A 16,669-nucleotide genomic window follows, 5' to 3' on the forward strand; every position below is an offset into this window, starting at 1 on the left:
CACCCCCGGCCCCGTTAGCGTGTGACCCGTGCCGCACACCTACGGATTCCGCCAGGTCGACGTCTTCGCCACCGGCCCGCTCACCGGTAACCCGGTGGCCGTGGTGCACGACGCCGACGACCTCGACGACGCGCAGATGGCCGCCTTCGCGCGCTGGACCAACCTCTCCGAGACCACGTTCCTGCTGCGCCCCACCGACCCCGCGGCGGACTACCGGCTGCGGATCTGGACGCCCGGCGGCGAGCTGCCCTTCGCCGGGCACCCGACGCTCGGCACCGCGCACGCGTGGCTCGAGGCGGGCGGGACGCCCCGCTCCGCGGACCACATCGTCCAGGAGTGCGGCGTCGGGCTCGTCACCGTCCGGCGCGACGCCGCCGAGGACGGCGACCGGCTCGCGTTCGCCGCCCCGCCGCTGCGACGCTCCGGCCCGGTGGGCCCGGAGGACCTCGCGCGGATCGCCCGCGGCCTGCGGGTGAGCGTCGCGGACATCGAGGACGCGGCCTGGGTGGACAACGGACCGGGCTGGGTCGCGGCCCGCCTGCGCGACGCCGCGGCCGTGCTCGCCGTCGAGCCGGACCTCGCCGCGTTCGGCGACCTGAAGATCGGCGTCGTCGGCGCCTACGCGCCGGGGGAGTCGGACGCCGCCGTCGAGGTGCGCGCGTTCGTGCCCGACATCGGAGTCGCCGAGGACCCGGTCACGGGCAGCCTCAACGCCGGCCTCGGCCAGTGGCTCGCGGGCGGCCTGCTGCCGCCGTCTTACGTCGCCTCGCAGGGCACCGCCCTGGGCCGGCGCGGTCGCGTGCACGTGCGTCGCGACGCCCACGGCGACGTGTGGGTCGCCGGAGCCGCGGTCACCACCATCGCCGGGACGGTGACGATCTAGCGTGATGAAGGTCGTGGCGCGGGCCGGCACCGTGCAGGCGGAGGCGGCGCTCGCGGCCGGAGCCCGCGTCGTCGCGCGCTCCTGGGGCGCCGGGCTGGACGTGGCCGACGCCGACCCGCGGTCGTGGCAGCGCGCCCGCGCTGCCGTGGCGGGACTGGCGGTGCTGCGCGAGCTGGGGCCGGCGGACCGGGAGGCGATCCTCGCCCTCGACCGGGCCACGGTGGCCGACTATCCGGGCGACGTCGCGACCAGCCGCGCGCCCCTGACGGCGGCCGGCGCCACCCCGACGCCGGGACGCCGGGCGTTCGGCGCGCTCGCCGGTGACGCGCTCGTCGCGATGACGTTCGTCGACGTCGACGGGGAGCGCGGGGAGACGGACCTCACCGTCGTGGCCCGGGACTGGCGCGGCCGGGGGCTCGCCGCCGCGGTCAAGGCGCTGTCCCTCGGCGAGCTGCGTGCCGCCGGCGTGCGCCGCTTCCGCACCGGCGGTGCCGCCGAGAACGCGGCGATCATCGCGGTCAACGAGTCGCTGGGGTACGTCCGGGACGAGGAGTGGCTCACCCTGGACCACCCGGCCGAGAGCGCCTGACCGCGCACACGCCGAGCCCGCCCCGCGTCCAGGCGGCGGTCAGCGTTCCCGGCCGGCCCGCAGCGTCCGCCGACGGTCGTCGCAGGCGGGTCGCCTTCCATGGCGGGCATGACCGAACCCACCGAGCCCACAGAACCCACAGAACCCACCGAACCGACCGCCCGGCCCCGCCGCCCGCGCCGGCTCGTCGTCCTGGTCACCACGCTGGCCCTGTTGCTGCCCGTGGGCGGCGTCACCGCCTGGGCGGCGAACCGCTTCCTCGTGGAGCACGTCGAGATCGACGACGTCTCCGCCTACGAGGCCGCGCAGACGGGCGTCGCGTCCGGTACCACGACCGAAGACGGCACGGCCGCCGGCGCCGACGGCACGGTCACCGACGACGGGTACACCTCCGACGACACGACGATCTCCCTCGACACCGTCACGGAGGGTTCCGGCGACGACACGGTCACCTACTACGTGGCCCACGTCGCGCTCGACGACGCGACCCAGCTGCGGTCGGCGTTCGCCCAGGACCAGTTCGGCACCAACATCACCGAGGACACGAGCGACATCGCGCAGGACAACGGCGCGATCCTCGCCGTCAACGGCGACTACTACGGCTTCCGGGACACGGGGATCGTCATCCGCAACGGCGTCGTCTACCGCGACGAGGGCGCCCGCGAGGGCCTCGCCTTCTACACGGACGGTCGCGTCGAGGTGTACGACGAGACGGCCACCACGGCCGACGAGCTCGTCGCCGACGGGGTGTGGAACACCCTGTCCTTCGGCCCGGCCGTGGTCGAGGAGGGCCAGGTGGTCGACGGCATCGAGGACGTCGAGGTCGACACCAACGTGGGCAACCACTCCATCCAGGGCGAGCAGCCCCGCACGGCGATCGGCGTGGACGCGGACGGGAACCTCGTCATCGTCGTCGTCGACGGCCGGGACACCGGGTACAGCCGGGGCGCCACCATGACCGAGCTGGCGCAGATCATGATCGACCAGGGCGCCGTCACGGCCTACAACCTGGACGGCGGCGGCTCCTCGACGCTCTACTTCGACGGCGAGGTCGTCAACCGGCCGTCCAACGGCGGCGAGCGCGGCACCTCCGACATCCTCTACGTGGCGGGCTGAGCGGTGACCGCCCCCGGACCGCCGCTCGTCGTCGTCCCCGCCTACCGGCCCGACGCGGCGCTGCCCGCGCTCGTGCGCGACCTCGCGGCGCTCGGCCTGCCCGACGTCCTCGTGGTCGACGACGGCTCCGGCCCCGCGTTCGCCGCCGTGTTCGACGCGCTCGCCCTCCGCGGCGTCGACGTGCTGCGGCACGGGTCGAACCGCGGCAAGGGTGCGGCGCTGCGCACGGCCTTCGCGCACGCGCTCGAGCGCGACCCCGGGCGCGACGTCGTCACCGCGGACGCCGACGGCCAGCACACGCCGGCCGGCGTGCGCGCCGTCGCCGACCGGCTCGCGGCCGGCGACGCGGACGTCGTCGTGGGGGAGCGGGACCTCGCCGGCCCGGGCGTCCCGCTGCGCAGCCGCGTGGGCAACGCGCTGAGCGGCGCCGCGTTCCGTACCGCGACCGGCCTGCCCGTGCGCGACACCCAGACCGGGCTGCGGGGCTTCCGCGCCGACGCGCTGACCTGGCTGACCGGGGTGAGCGGCGACCGTTACGAGTACGAGCTGCGCGTGCTGCTCGAGGCGTCGGCGCGAGGCGCGGTCGTCGCGAGCGTGCCGATCGAGACCGTCTACGTCGACCACAACGCCTCCTCCCACTTCCGGCCGGTCCGCGACTCGCTCACCGTGACGGCGCCGCTGCTCGCGTTCGCCGCGTCGGGGTTGCTCGCCTTCGGGGTCGACGCCGCGGCCCTGCTCGCGCTCCAGTCGGTGACCGGGAGCCTGGCGCTCGCGGTCGTCGGCGCGCGGGTGCTCAGCGCGGTCGTGAACTTCGGGGTCAACCGCGCCGTCGTCTTCGGTCGCGCGACGACGAGGGCGACCGGGCGGGCGGCACCGGTGCGCGAGTCCGCCGCCCGGTACGCGGCCCTGGCGCTGCTCCTGCTCGCCGCGAGCTACGGCATGCTCGACGCCCTGCACGGCACGCTCGGCGTCCCGCTGCTGGTGGCCAAGGTGCTCACGGACGCGGCGCTGTTCCTGGCGAGCTGGACGGTGCAGCGCCAGGTCGTGTTCCCGCCGCCAGGTCCGCGACCCGCCCCACCAGCCGCTCCAGCGGCCCCCGACCGAGCAGGAACCGCCAGGCCGTCGCCGCGACGAGCGTGACGACGACCAGCACGAGCAGCGGGCCGTTGGTGGTGGACCCGAGCAGGTCCCAGTGCCAGATGGCGACGATCTGCAGCGAGTAGACGGTCAGCGCCATCGACCCGACCGCGGCCAGCGGCGCCAGCACCCGCCGCCCGACCCGCCCCACGTACAGGCACAGCCCCACGACGGCGGCCGCGAACCCGCCCGACGCGAGCACCTCGATCGTCGTGTCGTCGTGCGGGCCGTCGAGGAACAGGCCGGCGACGCCGGGCCACGGGTCGCCCCAGCCGGCCGGCGCCCCGTCCACCGACTGCCGGGCCATGACCTGGGACGTCAGCACGACCTCCTCCCCGCCGGCCGCGCCGACGACGATCCCCGACACGACCGAGAAGGCGCCCCACGCGGCCAGCCCGCCCAGGAGGAGCCCGCGGCGCAGTCGCGGCGAGCCCAGGTCGCAGCGCCCGATCGCCATCCCCGCGAGGACGTACGCCATCCAGACGACCGCCGGGTAGTGGCCGGTGAGCACGAAGTCGGTGGCGGCGCCGGAGCCGTCGTGCGGCAGCCGCAGCCCGGCCCGCAGCAGCGCCTCCGGTCCCCAGTAGGCAAGCAGCGGCCCGACGAGCGCGACCAGCGCAGCCAGGGCGAGGAGGCGCGGCGGCCGCCAGCGCAGGAACGGCAGAGCGAGGACGAAGTAGCAGGCGTAGAAGCCCAGGATGAGGGCGACGCGCGTGCCGAGGAGGTCGAGCAGCGCGACGAGCGCGAGCAGCAGCACCGCCCGCACGAGCAGGCGGGTGCGCGCCCGGCGCAGCGGTTCGCCGTCCAGGGTCCGGGTGCCGCCCGAGACGATCGCGACCGAGACGCCGGCGACCAGCGCGAACAGGATCGACGAGTGCCCGTGCGAGAGCTCGAGCAGCCACCAGGCGGGCCCGGCGTCGGGCGTCGTGACGCCCACGTGGGCGGTGAACATGCCGAGGACGGCGATCCCGCGGGCGACGTCGACGCCCGGGACGCGCCCCGGCCCACCGACGAGGCGGCGTCCGCCCGCCTGGAGGCCGGCACGGAGACGGGAGGTCGGCACGCCGGTGGCCGCGGTCATGGCGTGATGATGCCACCGCCGGCCGGTGCGCGTCGTCCCGGTGCGTGAGAACGCCCCGGCTTGCCGGGCGCGCGGTCACTACGGTAGGAGCATGAGTGACCTCAGCGCGGAGCCCGCACCCCAGGGCGCCCCCGAACCCGCCGGTGCCGACCTCAACGACGCGATCGAGGCACCCAGCACCCACCACACGGTGCCCAGCAAGGAGTCCGAGTCGTACACGCACGGCCACCACGAGTCGGTGCTGCGCTCGCACCGCAGCCGCACCGCCCAGAACTCGGCCGGCTTCCTGCTGCCGCACCTGCGCGACGACATGTCCCTGCTCGACGTCGGCTGCGGCCCCGGCACGGTGACCGCCGACCTCGGGCGCATCCTCGCCGGCGGCGAGGTCGTAGGCGTGGACGCGAGCCCCAAGGTGCTCGAGGCGGCGCGCGAGCACGCCGCGGCCCTCGGGTACGCGAACGTCCGCTTCGAGCAGGCCAACGCCTACGAGCTGCCGTTCGACGACGACTCGTTCGACGTCGTCTACGCGCACCAGCTGCTGCAGCACCTGTCCGACCCGGTCGCGGCGCTGCGCGAGATGAAGCGCGTCGCGAGGCCGGGCGGCCTCGTCGCGGTGCGCGACGCCGACTACGCGGGCATGGCCTGGTACCCCGAGACCCCTGGCCTGACGGAGTGGAACGAGCTGTACCACGAGGTCACGCACGCGTACGGGTTCGAGCCCGACGCAGGCCGCCGGCTCATGTCGTGGGTGCAGGACGCCGGCCTGGACGGCATCGTGCCCTCCGCGTCGTCGTGGTGCTACGCCACCCCCACCGACCGCCAGTGGTGGGGCGAGCTGTGGGCGGAGCGCTGCGTGGAGTCCAACTTCGCGGTGCAGGCCAAGGAGTCGGGCCTCGCCGACGACGTCGCCCTCGAGCAGATCGCGCAGGACTGGCAGGCGTGGGCGCAGGCGCCCGACGGCTGGTTCGCCATCCTGCACGGCGAGGTGCTCGCCCGCGCCTGACGTGCCGTCGACGGCGCCGTTGACTGTGCCGTCGATGGTGCCGTTCACTGTGCCGTTGACTGTGCGGCGCACGCGCCCCGCGTAACCTGGGCGCGTGCGCATCGCGAGATTCACCACCGGAGACGACCCCCGCTTCGCCCTCGTCCAGCAGGAGGGCGACAAGACGTTCCTCGCCGTCCTCGGCGGCGACCCCCTGTACATGCCGGCGATGCCGACCGGGGAGCGCATCGAGCTGGGCGACGGCGTCCGGCTGCTCGCCCCGGTGATCCCCCGCTCCAAGGTGGTCGCCGTCGGCAAGAACTACGCCGACCACGCGAAGGAGATGGGCGGCGAGGTCCCGGCCACGCCGCTGCTGTTCTTCAAGCCCAACACCGCCGTCGTCGGCCCGGACGACCCGGTGGTGCTGCCGGAGTTCACGCGCGAGGTCAGCTACGAGGCCGAGCTCGCCGTCGTCATCTCCAAGGTCACCAAGGACGTGGAGCCGGAGAACGTGCGGTCGTACATCCTCGGCTACACGGTCGCGAACGACGTCACCGCGCGGGACGCGCAGCGCACCGACGGCCAGTGGGCCCGGGCGAAGGGCTTCGACACGTCCTGCCCGCTGGGCCCGTGGATCGACACCGACCTGAACCCCGAGGACGTCGCCGTGCGCTCCCGCGTGAACGGCGAGCTCAAGCAGGACGGCCGCACCGCCGACATGGTCTTCGACGTGCCGTTCCTCGTGTCGTACATCAGCAAGGCGATGACCCTCCTCCCCGGCGACGTCATCCTCACCGGGACGCCGGCAGGGGTGGGCCGCATCGACCACGGCGACCGCGTGGAGTGCGAGGTCGAGGGGATCGGCGTCCTCGCCAACCCCGTGTTCCGGCGCGACTGAGGTGACCGCGACCGACCTCCCCGCCGTCGCCGGCCTGCACGCCGACGCCCGCGAGGTGCTGGCGCGCATGCCCGCGGCCGACGACGGGCAGCGAGCGCTGCGCGACAGGTTCGTCGCGCACCTCGACGCCCACCCGGACGGCGTGCTGCGCTCCTGCCGCCCGGACCACGTCACGGCGTCCACGGTGGTGCTGTCGCCCGACGCCTCGCGCGTGCTGCTGACCTTGCACGCGAAGGCGGGCCGCTGGTTCCAGCTCGGCGGGCACGTCGAGCCCGCCGACGAAACACTGGTCGGCGCCGCCCGGCGCGAGGCGGTCGAGGAGTCCGGGCTCGAGGTCGTGCTCGACCCCGTGCCCGTGCACCTGGACGAGCACGCCGTGCCGTTCTGCGGGCCCGGCGGCGACGCGCACCACCTGGACGTGCGGTTCGTGGCCGTCGCGCCCGAGGGCGCCCGGCACGCCGTGAGCGACGAGTCCCTCGACGTGCGGTGGTGGCCGGTCGACGACCTGCCGAACCCGGACCTCGCCGAGACCGTGGCGCTGGCCGTCGCGCGGGTGCGGGCCGGCTGACGCCGACCGTGCGGCGGTCCGCGGACGGCCAACTACGCTTGTCCCGTGATCCCCGCTGCAGGCTCCTCCGACGTCCGTGTCCGCTTCGCCCCGTCGCCGACGGGCATGTTCCACGTGGGCGGCGCCCGCTCGGCACTGTTCAACTGGGCGGTGGCCAAGCACCAGGGCGGCACGTTCGTGCTGCGCGTCGAGGACACCGACGCCGCGCGCAACAAGCCCGAGTGGGTGGACGGCATCCTCAACGCCCTCGCGGCGCTCGGCATGCACGCCGAGGACCCGACGTTCGAGGGCCCGTACTTCCAGTCGCAGAACGTCGAGAAGCACCGCGAGGCCTCCGCCCGGCTGCACGAGGCAGGGCGCGCGTACTACTGCGACTGCACCCGCGACGACGTCGCCGCCCGCACCGGCAACCCGCAGTCGGGCTACGACGGCTTCTGCCGCGAGCGTGGCCTGGACTACGCGCCGGGGCGCGCGCTGCGCTTCCGCACCCCCGACGAGGGCGAGACGCAGGTCGTCGACCTCATCCGCGGCAACCCGACCTTCCCGAACTCCGCCATGGAGGACTTCGTCGTCGCGCGCGGGGACGGGTCGCCCGTCTTCCTGCTCGCGAACGTCGTCGACGACCTCGACGAGGGCATCACGCACGTCATCCGCGGCGAGGAGCACCTGCCCAACACGCCCAAGCAGCAGCTGCTGTGGGAGGCGCTCGGCGCGCAGCCGCCCACGTGGGCGCACCTGCCGGTGATCGTCAACGAGAAGCGCCAGAAGCTCTCCAAGCGCCGCGACAAGGTCGCGCTCGAGGACTACCTCGCCGAGGGGTACCTGCCCGACGCGATGGTGAACTACCTCATGCTGCTCGGCTGGGCGCCCGGCAACGACGAGGAGATCCTGCCGTTCGACGAGCTGGTCTCCCGGTTCCGCATCGAGGACGTCAACAGCGCGTCGGCGTTCTTCGACGTCAAGAAGCTGCTGTCGTTCAACGGCGAGTACATCCGCGCGATGTCGGTCGAGGACTTCGTGGCCGCCGTCGACCCGTGGCTGCACGCCCCGAAGGCGCCGTGGACCGAGGAGCAGTACGACGCCGCTGCGTTCGCCAAGGTGGCCCCGCTCGCGCAGTCGCGTGTCGCGCTGCTGGCCGACATCACCGACAACGTCGACTTCCTCTTCCTCGACGAGCCGGCCGACGACGAGCGGTCGTGGGCCAAGGCCATGAAGGCCGGGGCGGCGGAGCTGCTCGCCGACGCGCGTACGGCGCTCGCGGACCTCGCGACGTGGGAGGCGGAGCCGCTCAAGGACACCGTCGCCGCGGTGGGGGAGAGCCACGGCCTCAAGCTCGGCAAGGCGCAGGCGCCCGTGCGCGTGGCCGTCACCGGCCGCACCGTCGGCCTGCCGCTGTTCGAGTCGCTCGAGGTGCTCGGGCGCGAGCGGACCCTCGCACGGGTCGACGCCGCCCTCGCGCGGCTCGCCCGCGAGGCGGAGGCCACGGCCGACGGCGCCACCGCGTGACGGCGCGCGTCGACGGGGTCCTGCTCGACGTCGACGACACGCTCGTCGACACCAAGGGCGGGTTCGCCCAGGCGCTGACCGCGGTCGCCGTCGAGTACCTGCCGCACGTGCCGGCCGACCGGTACCCCGAGCTGCTGGCGCACTGGCGCACCGACCCCGGCGGCTACTACAAGCGCTTCACGCGTGGGGAGACGGACGCGCTCACGCAGCGGCGGCTGCGCGCCGACCTGCTGCACCGCACGTTCGGCGGCGAACCGGTCACGCAGGACACGTTCGCCGACTGGGACGCCCTGTTCTGGGGCACGTTCGAGCGGTCGTGGGCCGCGTTCGACGATGCCGCGGCTGCCCTCGACGCGCTGCGTGCGGCCGGCGTCGCGGTCGGCGTCGTGACGAACGCGTACGTGGAGCTGCAGGAGCGCAAGCTGCGCGCCGCGGGCCTCGACGGCCTCGCCGTGCTCGTGGGCGTGGACACGCTGGGGTACGGCAAGCCGCACCCGGACGTCTTCGTCGAGGGGGCCCGGCGCCTGGGCACCGACGTCGCGCGCACCGCCTACGTGGGCGACGAGCCCACGACCGACGCCCGTGCGGCGCACGACGCCGGACTGGTCGGCGTCTGGCTCGATCGGCCCGGGGCGCGGCGCGACGATGAGCAGCACGTCGACGCGGACGCCCTGCGCGCGGACGGCATCGTCGTGCTGCCCGGCCTCGTCGACCTGCCCGCCGCCCTCGGCCTCTGACCCGCGCCCCTCCTGACAACTCAGGGGGCGAGCAGCAGGACGGCGGCCAGGCCGACCCCGCTGACGACGACGGCGCCCAGCGCGCCGAGCACGAGCGGACGGCGGGCGGTGCGCGCCAGGCGCGGGACGTCGACGCCGGTGCCGAGCGCGAACATCGCGGCGACGAACAGGATCGTCGTGAGCTGCTGGGCGGTGTCGGTGACGGCGTCGGGCAGCAGGCCCGTGCTGCGCAGGAGCACCGCGCCGAGGAAGCCGAGCACGAAGCCGGGGACCAGGGGGGCGCGCGCCCCGCGCCCGGCCCGCGCCGAGCCCTCGGCGTCGAGGGCGGGGCCGTCGTGCCCGGGCGTCGCGGCGAGCGCCGCCCGTCGGGAGTGCAGCGCGCCGACGCCGGCCACCAGGGGCGCGAGCAGCACCACCCGGGCGAGCTTGGTGACGGTGGCCGTGGCCAGCGCGGCGGCCGAGACGGTGCCCGCGGCGGCGACCACCTGGGCGACCTCCTGCACGCTCGCGCCGATCCAGAGCCCCGCCTGGTGGTCGGTGAGCCCGATGGCGCCGGCCAGCGCCGGCAGGGCGAAGACCGCGACCGTGCCGTAGACGGTCACGAGGGCGAGCGCCGCGGCCACGTCGTCGCGCAGGCGGGCCGGGGCCGCGGCGCCCGTGCGCGGGTCGCGCTCCAGCACGCTCGTCATCGCCGAGACCGCCGCGGCGCCGCAGATGGAGAACCCGGTGGCGACCAGCAGCGAGGTCGTGCGGGGCACCCGCAACAGCCGCCCGAGGCCGAGGACAGCCGCGAACGTGCACGTCACGGTGATCACCACGACGGCGATCCCGCGCCAGCCCAGCGCGAGCACGTCGGGCACCGAGAGCTGGAGCCCGAGCAGCACGACGCCGGCCCGCAGCACGGTGCGCGCCACCCGGTCGGTGCCCGGCGCGACCCGCGTGGCGAAGCGCGCGGCGCGGCCGCCTCGCGGGACGTACCGGCCCAGCACGGAACCGACGACCGCACCCACCACCAGGGCCAGGACCAGGGGGGACAGCGCGCCGTGCGTCACCGGGGCGAGCAGCCGGCTGGCGCCGAGCAGGACCACCGTCGCCACGGCGGCCAGCGCGAGGCCCGGCACGAGGTGCGAGGAGTCGCGCAGGGGCCGGCGCGGCGCAGGGGCGGGCTCGGCCGTCGGGGCGGTGGAGGAGGTGGTGGGTGGGGCGGTGGGCACCTGACCAGGCTCGCGGCCCGCGCGGCGGCCCGGAAGCGCCAGGTGCCGATCGATCCATAGACTGACGCTATGGCAGAACGTCCTCCGCTGGCCGCCCTGGAGCTGCTGGTGGCCCTCGACGCCCACGGCTCGATCAGCGCCGCCGCGCGGGCCGCCGGCGTGTCCCAGCCCACGGCGTCCGCCGGCCTGCACCGGCTGGAGCGGCGGCTGGGCCTCGAGCTGCTGGCCCGCGGGCCGCGCGGCACGGCGCTCACCGCTGCCGGGCGTCAGGTGGCGGAGGCGGCGCGGGACGTCGTCGACGCGACCGACCGCTTCGAGGCGGCGGCCGCCGCCCTGCGGTCTGCCCCCGTCCCCGGGCTGCGCGTGGCCGCGAGCCTCACCATCGCCGAGTACCTGGCGCCGCGCTGGCTCGCCGAGTTCGGGCGTGGGGAGCGGGAGCGGTCCGGTGCGGCCCCCGACGTCGAGCTCGTCGTGCGCAACTCCCGCGAGGTCATGGAGCTCGTGCTCGACGGCGCCGCCGAGCTCGGCTTCGTGGAGAGCCCGACCGTGCGCCGCGGCCTGCGCTCGCGCACGGTCGCGCACGACGAGCTCGTGGCCGTCGTCGCGCCCGCGCACCCGTGGGCACGACGACGGTCCGTCAGCCCCGCGGGGCTCGTGGCGGGGCACCTCGTGCTGCGCGAGGCCGGCTCGGGCACCCGGGACGTCCTCGAGGACGCGCTGGGCCAGGCGGGGGTGCGGCTGCCGACCCACGTCACGGCCCTGGGCTCGACGGCGGCCGTGAAGTCCGCCGTCCGGCACGGGGAGGGCGCGACCGTGCTGTCCGCGCTCACCGTGGCGGACGACGTCGCGGCCGGTCACCTGGTGACCGTGCCGATCGCGCAGCTCGACCTCTCCCGGCGGCTGCGCGTGGTGTGGCGCGACGGCGCGTCGCTGTCCGCGCCCGCCAGGCGGCTCGCGGCCGTCGCCGGGGCGCGCTGACGGTCGCCCGCGCGCCCTGGGCGCCGGGGCTCAGCGCCGGTGGGCCCGGTAGGCGGAGGTGACGTACGGCAGGTCGAGCTCGGCGCGTCCGGCCAGGTCGGGGTGCGTCCGCACCAGCGCGTCGACCTCGGCCAGCCGGGCGGCGCGCTCGTCGTCGGGCAGCGTCAGGAGGTAGCTGCGGGTCCCCGCCAGCGTGCGCAGCGCTCCGGTAGGGAGCCGGTCGGCCCAGCGGAACGTGCCGGCCTCCACGGCCGTGAACCGGTCGCCGAGCTCCATCAGGGGCTGGTGCCCCTCGACGGGCTCGAGGTGGTCGCCCCGGTGGAGGATCTCGCCGAAGCGCGCGACCCAGTCGACGTCGGTGTCGCGGTCGTTCCAGACGACGCCGAGCGTGCCGCCCGGCCGCAGGACGCGGGCGATCTCCGTCACGGCGGCCTCGGCGTCGAACCAGTGCCAGGCCTGCCCCACGAGGACGGCGTCGACGGACGCGTCCGGGAGCGGGATGTGCTCGGCCGTGCCCCGGTGGGTGGCGACGCCCGGCAGGCGGGCGGACAGCTCGGCGAGCATGGCGGCCGAGGGGTCGACGGCCACCACGTCGGCGCCGTCGCCGAGGAGCCCGACGGCGCCCGCGGTGAGCTTGCCGGTCCCGGCGGCGAGGTCGAGGACCTGTCGTGCACCGTCGGGCAGCAGCCACTCCAGCGCCTCGCGGGGGTACGTGGGCCTGACCTGGGCGTACACGTCCGCGTCCCGGTCGAACGACGCCGCGCGCTCGGCGTGGTCGTGCGGGTCCTGCTCGCCGGGCCGGGGCGCGGGTGCGGGCGGTGGGGGAGTCCGGGAGGTCATGTCGAGAGCCTGCCACGGGTGACGCCCGGGCGTGACGTACGGCACCTCGTGCGCGTTTTGGCCGACGGCCACCCGTCCGGTAATGTTTTCCGACGTTGGGCCTGACGAAGGCGCTCCGACAGTGTCGGATTTGCCCGGAAGGTTCGATCCATTGGGGTATGGTGTAATTGGCAGCACGAGTGGTTCTGGTCCACTTAGTCTAGGTTCGAGTCCTGGTACCCCAGCGCAACGCTCTTCTCCCCGCTCCGGCGGTGTGTAGAGTGTGCTCGGCACGGCGGTCCCTCGGGGCCGACGAGTCATAGGCCCCCATCGTCTAGCGGCCTAGGACGCCGCCCTCTCACGGCGGTAACGCGGGTTCAAATCCCGCTGGGGGTACGCAGGTCGTCCGTCTCGGCGGACGGTCGCACGGTCCGGCCTCACGGCCCGGACAGTTCCAGGCCCCCATCGTCTAGCGGCCTAGGACGCCGCCCTCTCACGGCGGTAACGCGGGTTCAAATCCCGCTGGGGGTACACAGCAGGCATCTCACAGGCAAGGCCCGGTCCAGGCGGACCGGGCCTTCGTCGTTCCCGGGGTCGACGACGACCTGGCGGGGGATGGCGGCGCACGGCGCCGACGCCCGGCCGGGGCGTCCTCCTCAGAGAAACGGGTCGGGCACGATCGCGCCGTCGCTGCGCGGGGGGTCGTAGCTCGCCCCGGTGGGCTTCCACGAGACCGGGTGCGCCCCGTCGCTGGGCTGGGCCTCGGGCGGGCGAGGTGCGGGGCTCGACGGCGGGACGGCGATCGGCTGCGTGGTGGGCCGCGGGCCCTCCGACGACCCGCGGCCCGGGACGATCGTCGGGCCGCCGGGCACCGGTACGGGGGCGCCGTCCGGCGGGCGCTGCCCGCCGCCCGACGGGGCGTCGTCCTCGTCGTCGCGCGGCGGGCCGCCGGGCGTGAAGAGGGTGTCGCACAGGGTGCGGTAGGTGGCGTCGGGCTGCGGGACGTACCGGATCGTGCGGAGCGCCTGGTCCTGGCCGGCGGACTCCATGTCGAACCGCCCGTACCCGAGGACCTGGCCCGTGGGGCTGCGCGAGTACCCCATGTCGGTGACCTTCTTCAGCGGCATCATCGCCACCTTGTGCACCACGAGCCCGTACAGCAGCAGCAGCCGCTTGTCCGTGGCGACGAACCACTCGTAGCGCCACTCGAGCCACTTCCAGGCGAGGCGCCCCGCGACGACGAACCACGCGACCCACAGCCACTGCACGGTGTCGCGGACGCCGACCGGCGTCGACATGACGATGGTGCCGATGAGCAGGAAGGCGGCGGCAGTCGTCGCGATGGGCTCCAGGAGCAGCGCCCAGTGGTGCCGCGTCGCGACGATGACCCGCTCGTTCGGCAGCACGTACCGGCGCAGGTGCGCGTGCGTGCGCACGGCCTCCCGCTGGCGCCTCTCGTCGGTCGTCACGGGTGGGGCCGTCGTCAGTCGGTCAGGTTCGCGAAGAACTGCCCGAAGCTGGAGAACGCGTTGGTGATGAAGTCCCAGATCGCCGTGACGATGTTCGCCGCACGGTCAGGGCTGCTCACGATCGCGTAGATCAGGAAGATCACGACGATCCAGATCAGCAGGGTCTTGGCCTTCGCGGGCATCAGGTCCTCACGCCTCTCGGGTCTCGGGGCAGGGCTGCCCCATCAGCCAGGAGCGTACTGACCTGGGCGGGGACCCGACAGCACCGGGCCCGGCGCGCCGCGCGGAGTGGCGGCGGGCCGGGCCCGGCGGGGTCGGTCGTGGGTCACTCGCCGGCGCGGCGCAGCACCTCGGTGAGACGGTTGGCGGCGGAGACGACGGCGGCGGAGTGCAGGCGCCCGGGCTGGCGGGTCAGGCGCTCGACCGGGCCGGAGACGGACACGGACGCCACGACGCGGCCCGACGGCCCGCGCACGGGCGCGGAGACGGACGCGACGCCGAGCTCGCGCTCGGAGACCGACTGCGCCCACCCGCGGCGTCGGACGCCGGACAGGATGGTCGCGGTGAACACGGCCTCGCGCAGGCCGCGGTGCAGACGGTCCGGCTCCTCCCACGCGAGGAGGATCTGGGCCGCGGAGCCCGCGTGCATCGTGAGCGTGGCGCCCACGGGGATCGAGTCGCGCAGGCCGACCGGGCGCTCGGCGGCGGCCACGCACACGCGGTGGTCGCCCTGGCGCCGGTAGAGCTGGGCGCTCTCGCCCGTGTGGTCGCGCAGCGCCGTGAGCACGGGGTTGGCCGCGGCGAGCAGCCGGTCCTCGCCGGCCGCCGTCGCGAGCTCGTTGAGGCGCGGTCCGAGCACGAACCGGCCCTGCATGTCGCGGCCCACGAGACGGTGGTGCTCGAGGGCGACGGCGAGGCGGTGCGCCGTGGGGCGGGCGAGGCCGGTCGAGGAGACCAGCTGCGCGAGGGTGGCGGGACCAGCCTCCAGAGCGCCCAGCACGGACGCGGCCTTGTCGAGTACGCCGACTCCGCTAGTATCGTCCATAGGACGATATTGACGTCTCAGTCACTGAGATTGCAAGTCGAGGACCGCATCTCACGGGACGGGACCGTCTCACGGTACGAGCCCGGCGGGTTCCGACCGGCGGTATCCACCGAGTTCACAGCACACGCACGACGGCCGCGGGGACGCGGCGGACGAGGAGCACATGATGGCCGGCACGCTGGCGGAGAAGGTCTGGGAGGCGCACCTGGTGCGTCGTGGCAGCGACGGGGCGCCGGACCTCCTCTACATCGACCTGCACCTCGTGCACGAGGTGACGAGCCCCCAGGCGTTCGAGGGGCTGCGCCTCGCCGGGCGTCCCGTCCGCCGTCCCGATCTCACGATCGCGACCGAGGACCACAACACCCCGACGCTCGACATCGACCTGCCGATCGCGGACCTCACCAGCCGCACGCAGATCGACACGCTGCGCAACAACGCGCGTGAGTTCGGCGTCCGCATCCACTCGCTGGGCGACGCCGACCAGGGCATCGTCCACCAGGTGGGCCCGCAGCTCGGCCTGACGATGCCCGGCCTGACCGTGGTCTGCGGCGACTCGCACACCTCGACGCACGGCGCGTTCGGCGCGCTGGCCTTCGGCATCGGCACCTCCGAGGTGGAGCACGTCCTCGCCACCCAGACCCTGCCGCTGGCCCCGTTCAAGACGATGGCCATCACGGTGAACGGCGAGCTGCCCCCGGGTGCCACCAGCAAGGACATCATCCTGGCGATCATCGCCAAGATCGGCACCGGCGGCGGCCAGGGCTACGTGCTCGAGTACCGCGGCGAGGCCATCCGCAAGCTCTCGATGGAGGCGCGGATGACCATCTGCAACATGTCCATCGAGGCGGGCGCCCGCGCCGGCATGATCGCGCCCGACCAGACCACGTTCGACTACCTCCAGGGCCGCCCGCACGCCCCCGAGGGCGAGGACTGGGATGCCGCCGTCGAGTACTGGAAGACGCTGCGCAGCGACGACGACGCGGAGTTCGACGCCGAGGTCGTGCTGGAGGCGGCGGACCTCGAGCCGTTCGTCACCTGGGGCACCAACCCCGGCCAGGGCCTGCCCCTGTCGGCGTCCGTGCCAGTGCCGGCCGAGATCGCCGACGCCAACGAGCGCGTCGCCGCCGAGCGTGCCCTCGAGTACATGGGCCTGGACGCCGGCATGCCGCTGCGCGACGTCAAGGTCGACACCGTGTTCATCGGCTCCTGCACCAACGGCCGCATCGAGGACCTGCGGTCCGTGGCCAAGGTGCTCCAGGGCCGGCACAAGGCCGACGACGTGCGCGTGCTCGTCGTGCCCGCGTCGGCACGCGTGCGCCTGCAGGCCGAGGCCGAGGGCCTGGACGTGATCTTCAAGGAGTTCGGCGCCGAGTGGCGCAACGCCGGCTGCTCGATGTGCCTCGGCATGAACCCCGACCAGCTCGCCCCGGGCGAGCGGGCGGCGTCGACGTCGAACCGCAACTTCGAGGGGCGCCAGGGCAAGGGCGGGCGCACCCACCTCGTGTCGCCGCTGGTCGCCGCGGCCACCGCCATCCGGGGCACGCTGTCGTCGGTCGCCGACCTCGAGTTCGACGGCGACGTCGACCTCACGACGTTCGACGGCAGCCCGCTGGCGCCGCTGTCCGCGCCGTCGTTCGTCTGAGCACC

Annotated in this window: 16 protein-coding genes, 3 tRNA genes and 1 pseudogene; 14 read left to right on the forward strand and 6 right to left on the reverse strand. The window is 74.7% G+C overall.

Features of this window, described 5'->3' with window-relative positions; all coding sequences use genetic code 11:
- The first annotated feature begins 28 nt into the window (after positions 1-28).
- The 4 genes from ACH436_RS00320 to ACH436_RS00335 all read left to right on the forward strand — a co-directional run bounded on the left by ACH436_RS00320 (position 29) and on the right by ACH436_RS00335 (position 3,728).
- Positions 29-883, forward strand: a complete 855-nt coding sequence (locus ACH436_RS00320; RefSeq protein WP_430558195.1) for a PhzF family phenazine biosynthesis protein — start codon at positions 29-31, stop codon at positions 881-883.
- Positions 884-887: 4 nt separating this feature from the next.
- Positions 888-1,472, forward strand: a complete 585-nt coding sequence (locus tag ACH436_RS00325) for a GNAT family N-acetyltransferase (RefSeq protein WP_430559123.1) — start codon at positions 888-890, stop codon at positions 1,470-1,472.
- A gap of 108 nt (positions 1,473-1,580) precedes the next feature.
- A complete protein-coding gene (locus ACH436_RS00330) occupies positions 1,581-2,588 on the forward strand; it encodes a phosphodiester glycosidase family protein (protein WP_430558196.1) in 1,008 nt (335 codons plus the stop codon).
- A gap of 3 nt (positions 2,589-2,591) precedes the next feature.
- Positions 2,592-3,728 (forward strand): glycosyltransferase, encoded by a 1,137-nt coding sequence (locus ACH436_RS00335; RefSeq protein WP_430558197.1) that lies wholly within the window; start codon positions 2,592-2,594, stop codon positions 3,726-3,728.
- Here ACH436_RS00335 and ACH436_RS00340 read toward each other — a convergent pair.
- Positions 3,724-4,806: pseudogene (locus ACH436_RS00340) on the reverse strand (heparan-alpha-glucosaminide N-acetyltransferase domain-containing protein); the annotation flags it as partial. The gene ACH436_RS00335 and the pseudogene ACH436_RS00340 overlap by 5 nt on opposite strands.
- 91 nt (positions 4,807-4,897) lie before the next feature.
- On the opposite strand from ACH436_RS00340, the gene ACH436_RS00345 reads away from it, so the two are divergent.
- From ACH436_RS00345 to ACH436_RS00365, 5 genes are all read left to right on the forward strand, one after another.
- Positions 4,898-5,809 (forward strand): methyltransferase domain-containing protein, encoded by a 912-nt coding sequence (locus tag ACH436_RS00345; protein WP_430558198.1) that lies wholly within the window; start codon positions 4,898-4,900, stop codon positions 5,807-5,809.
- Positions 5,810-5,903: 94 nt separating this feature from the next.
- On the forward strand, positions 5,904-6,686 hold the full coding sequence (locus ACH436_RS00350; RefSeq protein ID WP_430558199.1) for a fumarylacetoacetate hydrolase family protein: 783 nt from the start codon (positions 5,904-5,906) through the stop codon (positions 6,684-6,686).
- Between the two features lies 1 nt (position 6,687).
- The gene (locus tag ACH436_RS00355; RefSeq protein WP_430558200.1) at positions 6,688-7,254 is read left to right on the forward strand and encodes an NUDIX hydrolase; all 567 of its coding nucleotides are present in this window, start codon (positions 6,688-6,690) and stop codon (positions 7,252-7,254) included.
- A gap of 45 nt (positions 7,255-7,299) precedes the next feature.
- Positions 7,300-8,760 (forward strand): glutamate--tRNA ligase, encoded by a 1,461-nt coding sequence (gene gltX / locus ACH436_RS00360; protein ID WP_430558201.1) that lies wholly within the window; start codon positions 7,300-7,302, stop codon positions 8,758-8,760.
- On the forward strand, positions 8,757-9,497 hold the full coding sequence (locus ACH436_RS00365; RefSeq protein WP_430558202.1) for an HAD family hydrolase: 741 nt from the start codon (positions 8,757-8,759) through the stop codon (positions 9,495-9,497). The genes gltX and ACH436_RS00365 overlap by 4 nt, the downstream gene beginning before the upstream one ends.
- Positions 9,498-9,517: 20 nt before the next feature.
- Here ACH436_RS00365 and ACH436_RS00370 read toward each other — a convergent pair whose 3' ends face one another.
- Positions 9,518-10,711 (reverse strand): YeiH family protein, encoded by a 1,194-nt coding sequence (locus ACH436_RS00370; RefSeq protein WP_430558203.1) that lies wholly within the window; start codon positions 10,709-10,711, stop codon positions 9,518-9,520.
- Positions 10,712-10,780: 69 nt separating this feature from the next.
- Here ACH436_RS00370 and ACH436_RS00375 point away from each other — a divergent pair, with 69 nt between their 5' ends.
- Positions 10,781-11,689 (forward strand): LysR family transcriptional regulator, encoded by a 909-nt coding sequence (locus tag ACH436_RS00375; RefSeq protein ID WP_430558204.1) that lies wholly within the window; start codon positions 10,781-10,783, stop codon positions 11,687-11,689.
- A 30-nt stretch (positions 11,690-11,719) separates the two neighbouring features.
- Here ACH436_RS00375 and ACH436_RS00380 read toward each other — a convergent pair whose 3' ends face one another.
- Positions 11,720-12,529, reverse strand: coding sequence for a class I SAM-dependent methyltransferase (locus ACH436_RS00380; RefSeq protein ID WP_430558205.1), 810 nt, complete (start codon positions 12,527-12,529; stop codon positions 11,720-11,722).
- A gap of 152 nt (positions 12,530-12,681) precedes the next feature.
- Here ACH436_RS00380 and ACH436_RS00385 point away from each other — a divergent pair.
- The 3 genes from ACH436_RS00385 to ACH436_RS00395 all read left to right on the forward strand — a co-directional run bounded on the left by ACH436_RS00385 (position 12,682) and on the right by ACH436_RS00395 (position 13,039).
- A tRNA-Gln gene (locus tag ACH436_RS00385) sits at positions 12,682-12,753 on the forward strand.
- Between the two features lie 78 nt (positions 12,754-12,831).
- Positions 12,832-12,904: transfer RNA gene (locus ACH436_RS00390), tRNA-Glu, on the forward strand.
- Positions 12,905-12,966: 62 nt separating this feature from the next.
- Positions 12,967-13,039 (forward strand) — tRNA-Glu (locus ACH436_RS00395).
- A 125-nt stretch (positions 13,040-13,164) separates the two neighbouring features.
- On the opposite strand, the gene ACH436_RS00400 is transcribed toward ACH436_RS00395, so the two are convergent.
- The 3 genes from ACH436_RS00400 to ACH436_RS00410 all read right to left on the reverse strand — a co-directional run bounded on the left by ACH436_RS00400 (position 13,165) and on the right by ACH436_RS00410 (position 15,022).
- Positions 13,165-13,977, reverse strand: coding sequence for a PH domain-containing protein (locus ACH436_RS00400; RefSeq protein ID WP_430558206.1), 813 nt, complete (start codon positions 13,975-13,977; stop codon positions 13,165-13,167).
- A gap of 14 nt (positions 13,978-13,991) precedes the next feature.
- The gene (locus tag ACH436_RS00405) at positions 13,992-14,159 is read right to left on the reverse strand and encodes a hypothetical protein (RefSeq protein ID WP_176168850.1); all 168 of its coding nucleotides are present in this window, start codon (positions 14,157-14,159) and stop codon (positions 13,992-13,994) included.
- Positions 14,160-14,302: 143 nt separating this feature from the next.
- Positions 14,303-15,022 carry an IclR family transcriptional regulator gene (locus tag ACH436_RS00410; protein WP_079574616.1) on the reverse strand — a complete coding sequence of 240 codons (720 nt, stop codon included), beginning with the start codon at positions 15,020-15,022 and terminating at the stop codon, positions 14,303-14,305.
- A 166-nt stretch (positions 15,023-15,188) separates the two neighbouring features.
- On the opposite strand from ACH436_RS00410, the gene leuC reads away from it, so the two are divergent.
- Positions 15,189-16,664: a 3-isopropylmalate dehydratase large subunit gene (gene leuC / locus ACH436_RS00415; RefSeq protein WP_430558207.1), complete on the forward strand. Its 1,476-nt coding sequence runs from the start codon at positions 15,189-15,191 to the stop codon at positions 16,662-16,664.
- Positions 16,665-16,669: the final 5 nt, after the last annotated feature.

This window comes from Isoptericola sp. NPDC019693 (genome assembly GCF_044389085.1).
Lineage (GTDB): Bacteria > Actinomycetota > Actinomycetes > Actinomycetales > Cellulomonadaceae > Isoptericola.

Excerpts from the sequence above, each read along its gene's own strand:
- ACH436_RS00325 (WP_430559123.1), top strand. The coding sequence starts at position 888 with ATGAAGGTCGTGGCGCGGGCCGGCACCGTGCAGGCGGAGGCGGCGCTC.
- ACH436_RS00330 (WP_430558196.1), top strand. The coding sequence starts at position 1,581 with ATGACCGAACCCACCGAGCCCACAGAACCCACAGAACCCACCGAACCG.
- ACH436_RS00345 (WP_430558198.1), top strand. The coding sequence starts at position 4,898 with ATGAGTGACCTCAGCGCGGAGCCCGCACCCCAGGGCGCCCCCGAACCC.
- ACH436_RS00375 (WP_430558204.1), top strand. The coding sequence starts at position 10,781 with ATGGCAGAACGTCCTCCGCTGGCCGCCCTGGAGCTGCTGGTGGCCCTC.
- ACH436_RS00380 (WP_430558205.1), bottom strand. The coding sequence starts at position 12,529 with ATGACCTCCCGGACTCCCCCACCGCCCGCACCCGCGCCCCGGCCCGGC.
- ACH436_RS00405 (WP_176168850.1), bottom strand. The coding sequence starts at position 14,159 with ATGCCCGCGAAGGCCAAGACCCTGCTGATCTGGATCGTCGTGATCTTC.
- ACH436_RS00410 (WP_079574616.1), bottom strand. The coding sequence starts at position 15,022 with ATGGACGATACTAGCGGAGTCGGCGTACTCGACAAGGCCGCGTCCGTG.
- leuC (WP_430558207.1), top strand. The coding sequence starts at position 15,189 with ATGGCCGGCACGCTGGCGGAGAAGGTCTGGGAGGCGCACCTGGTGCGT.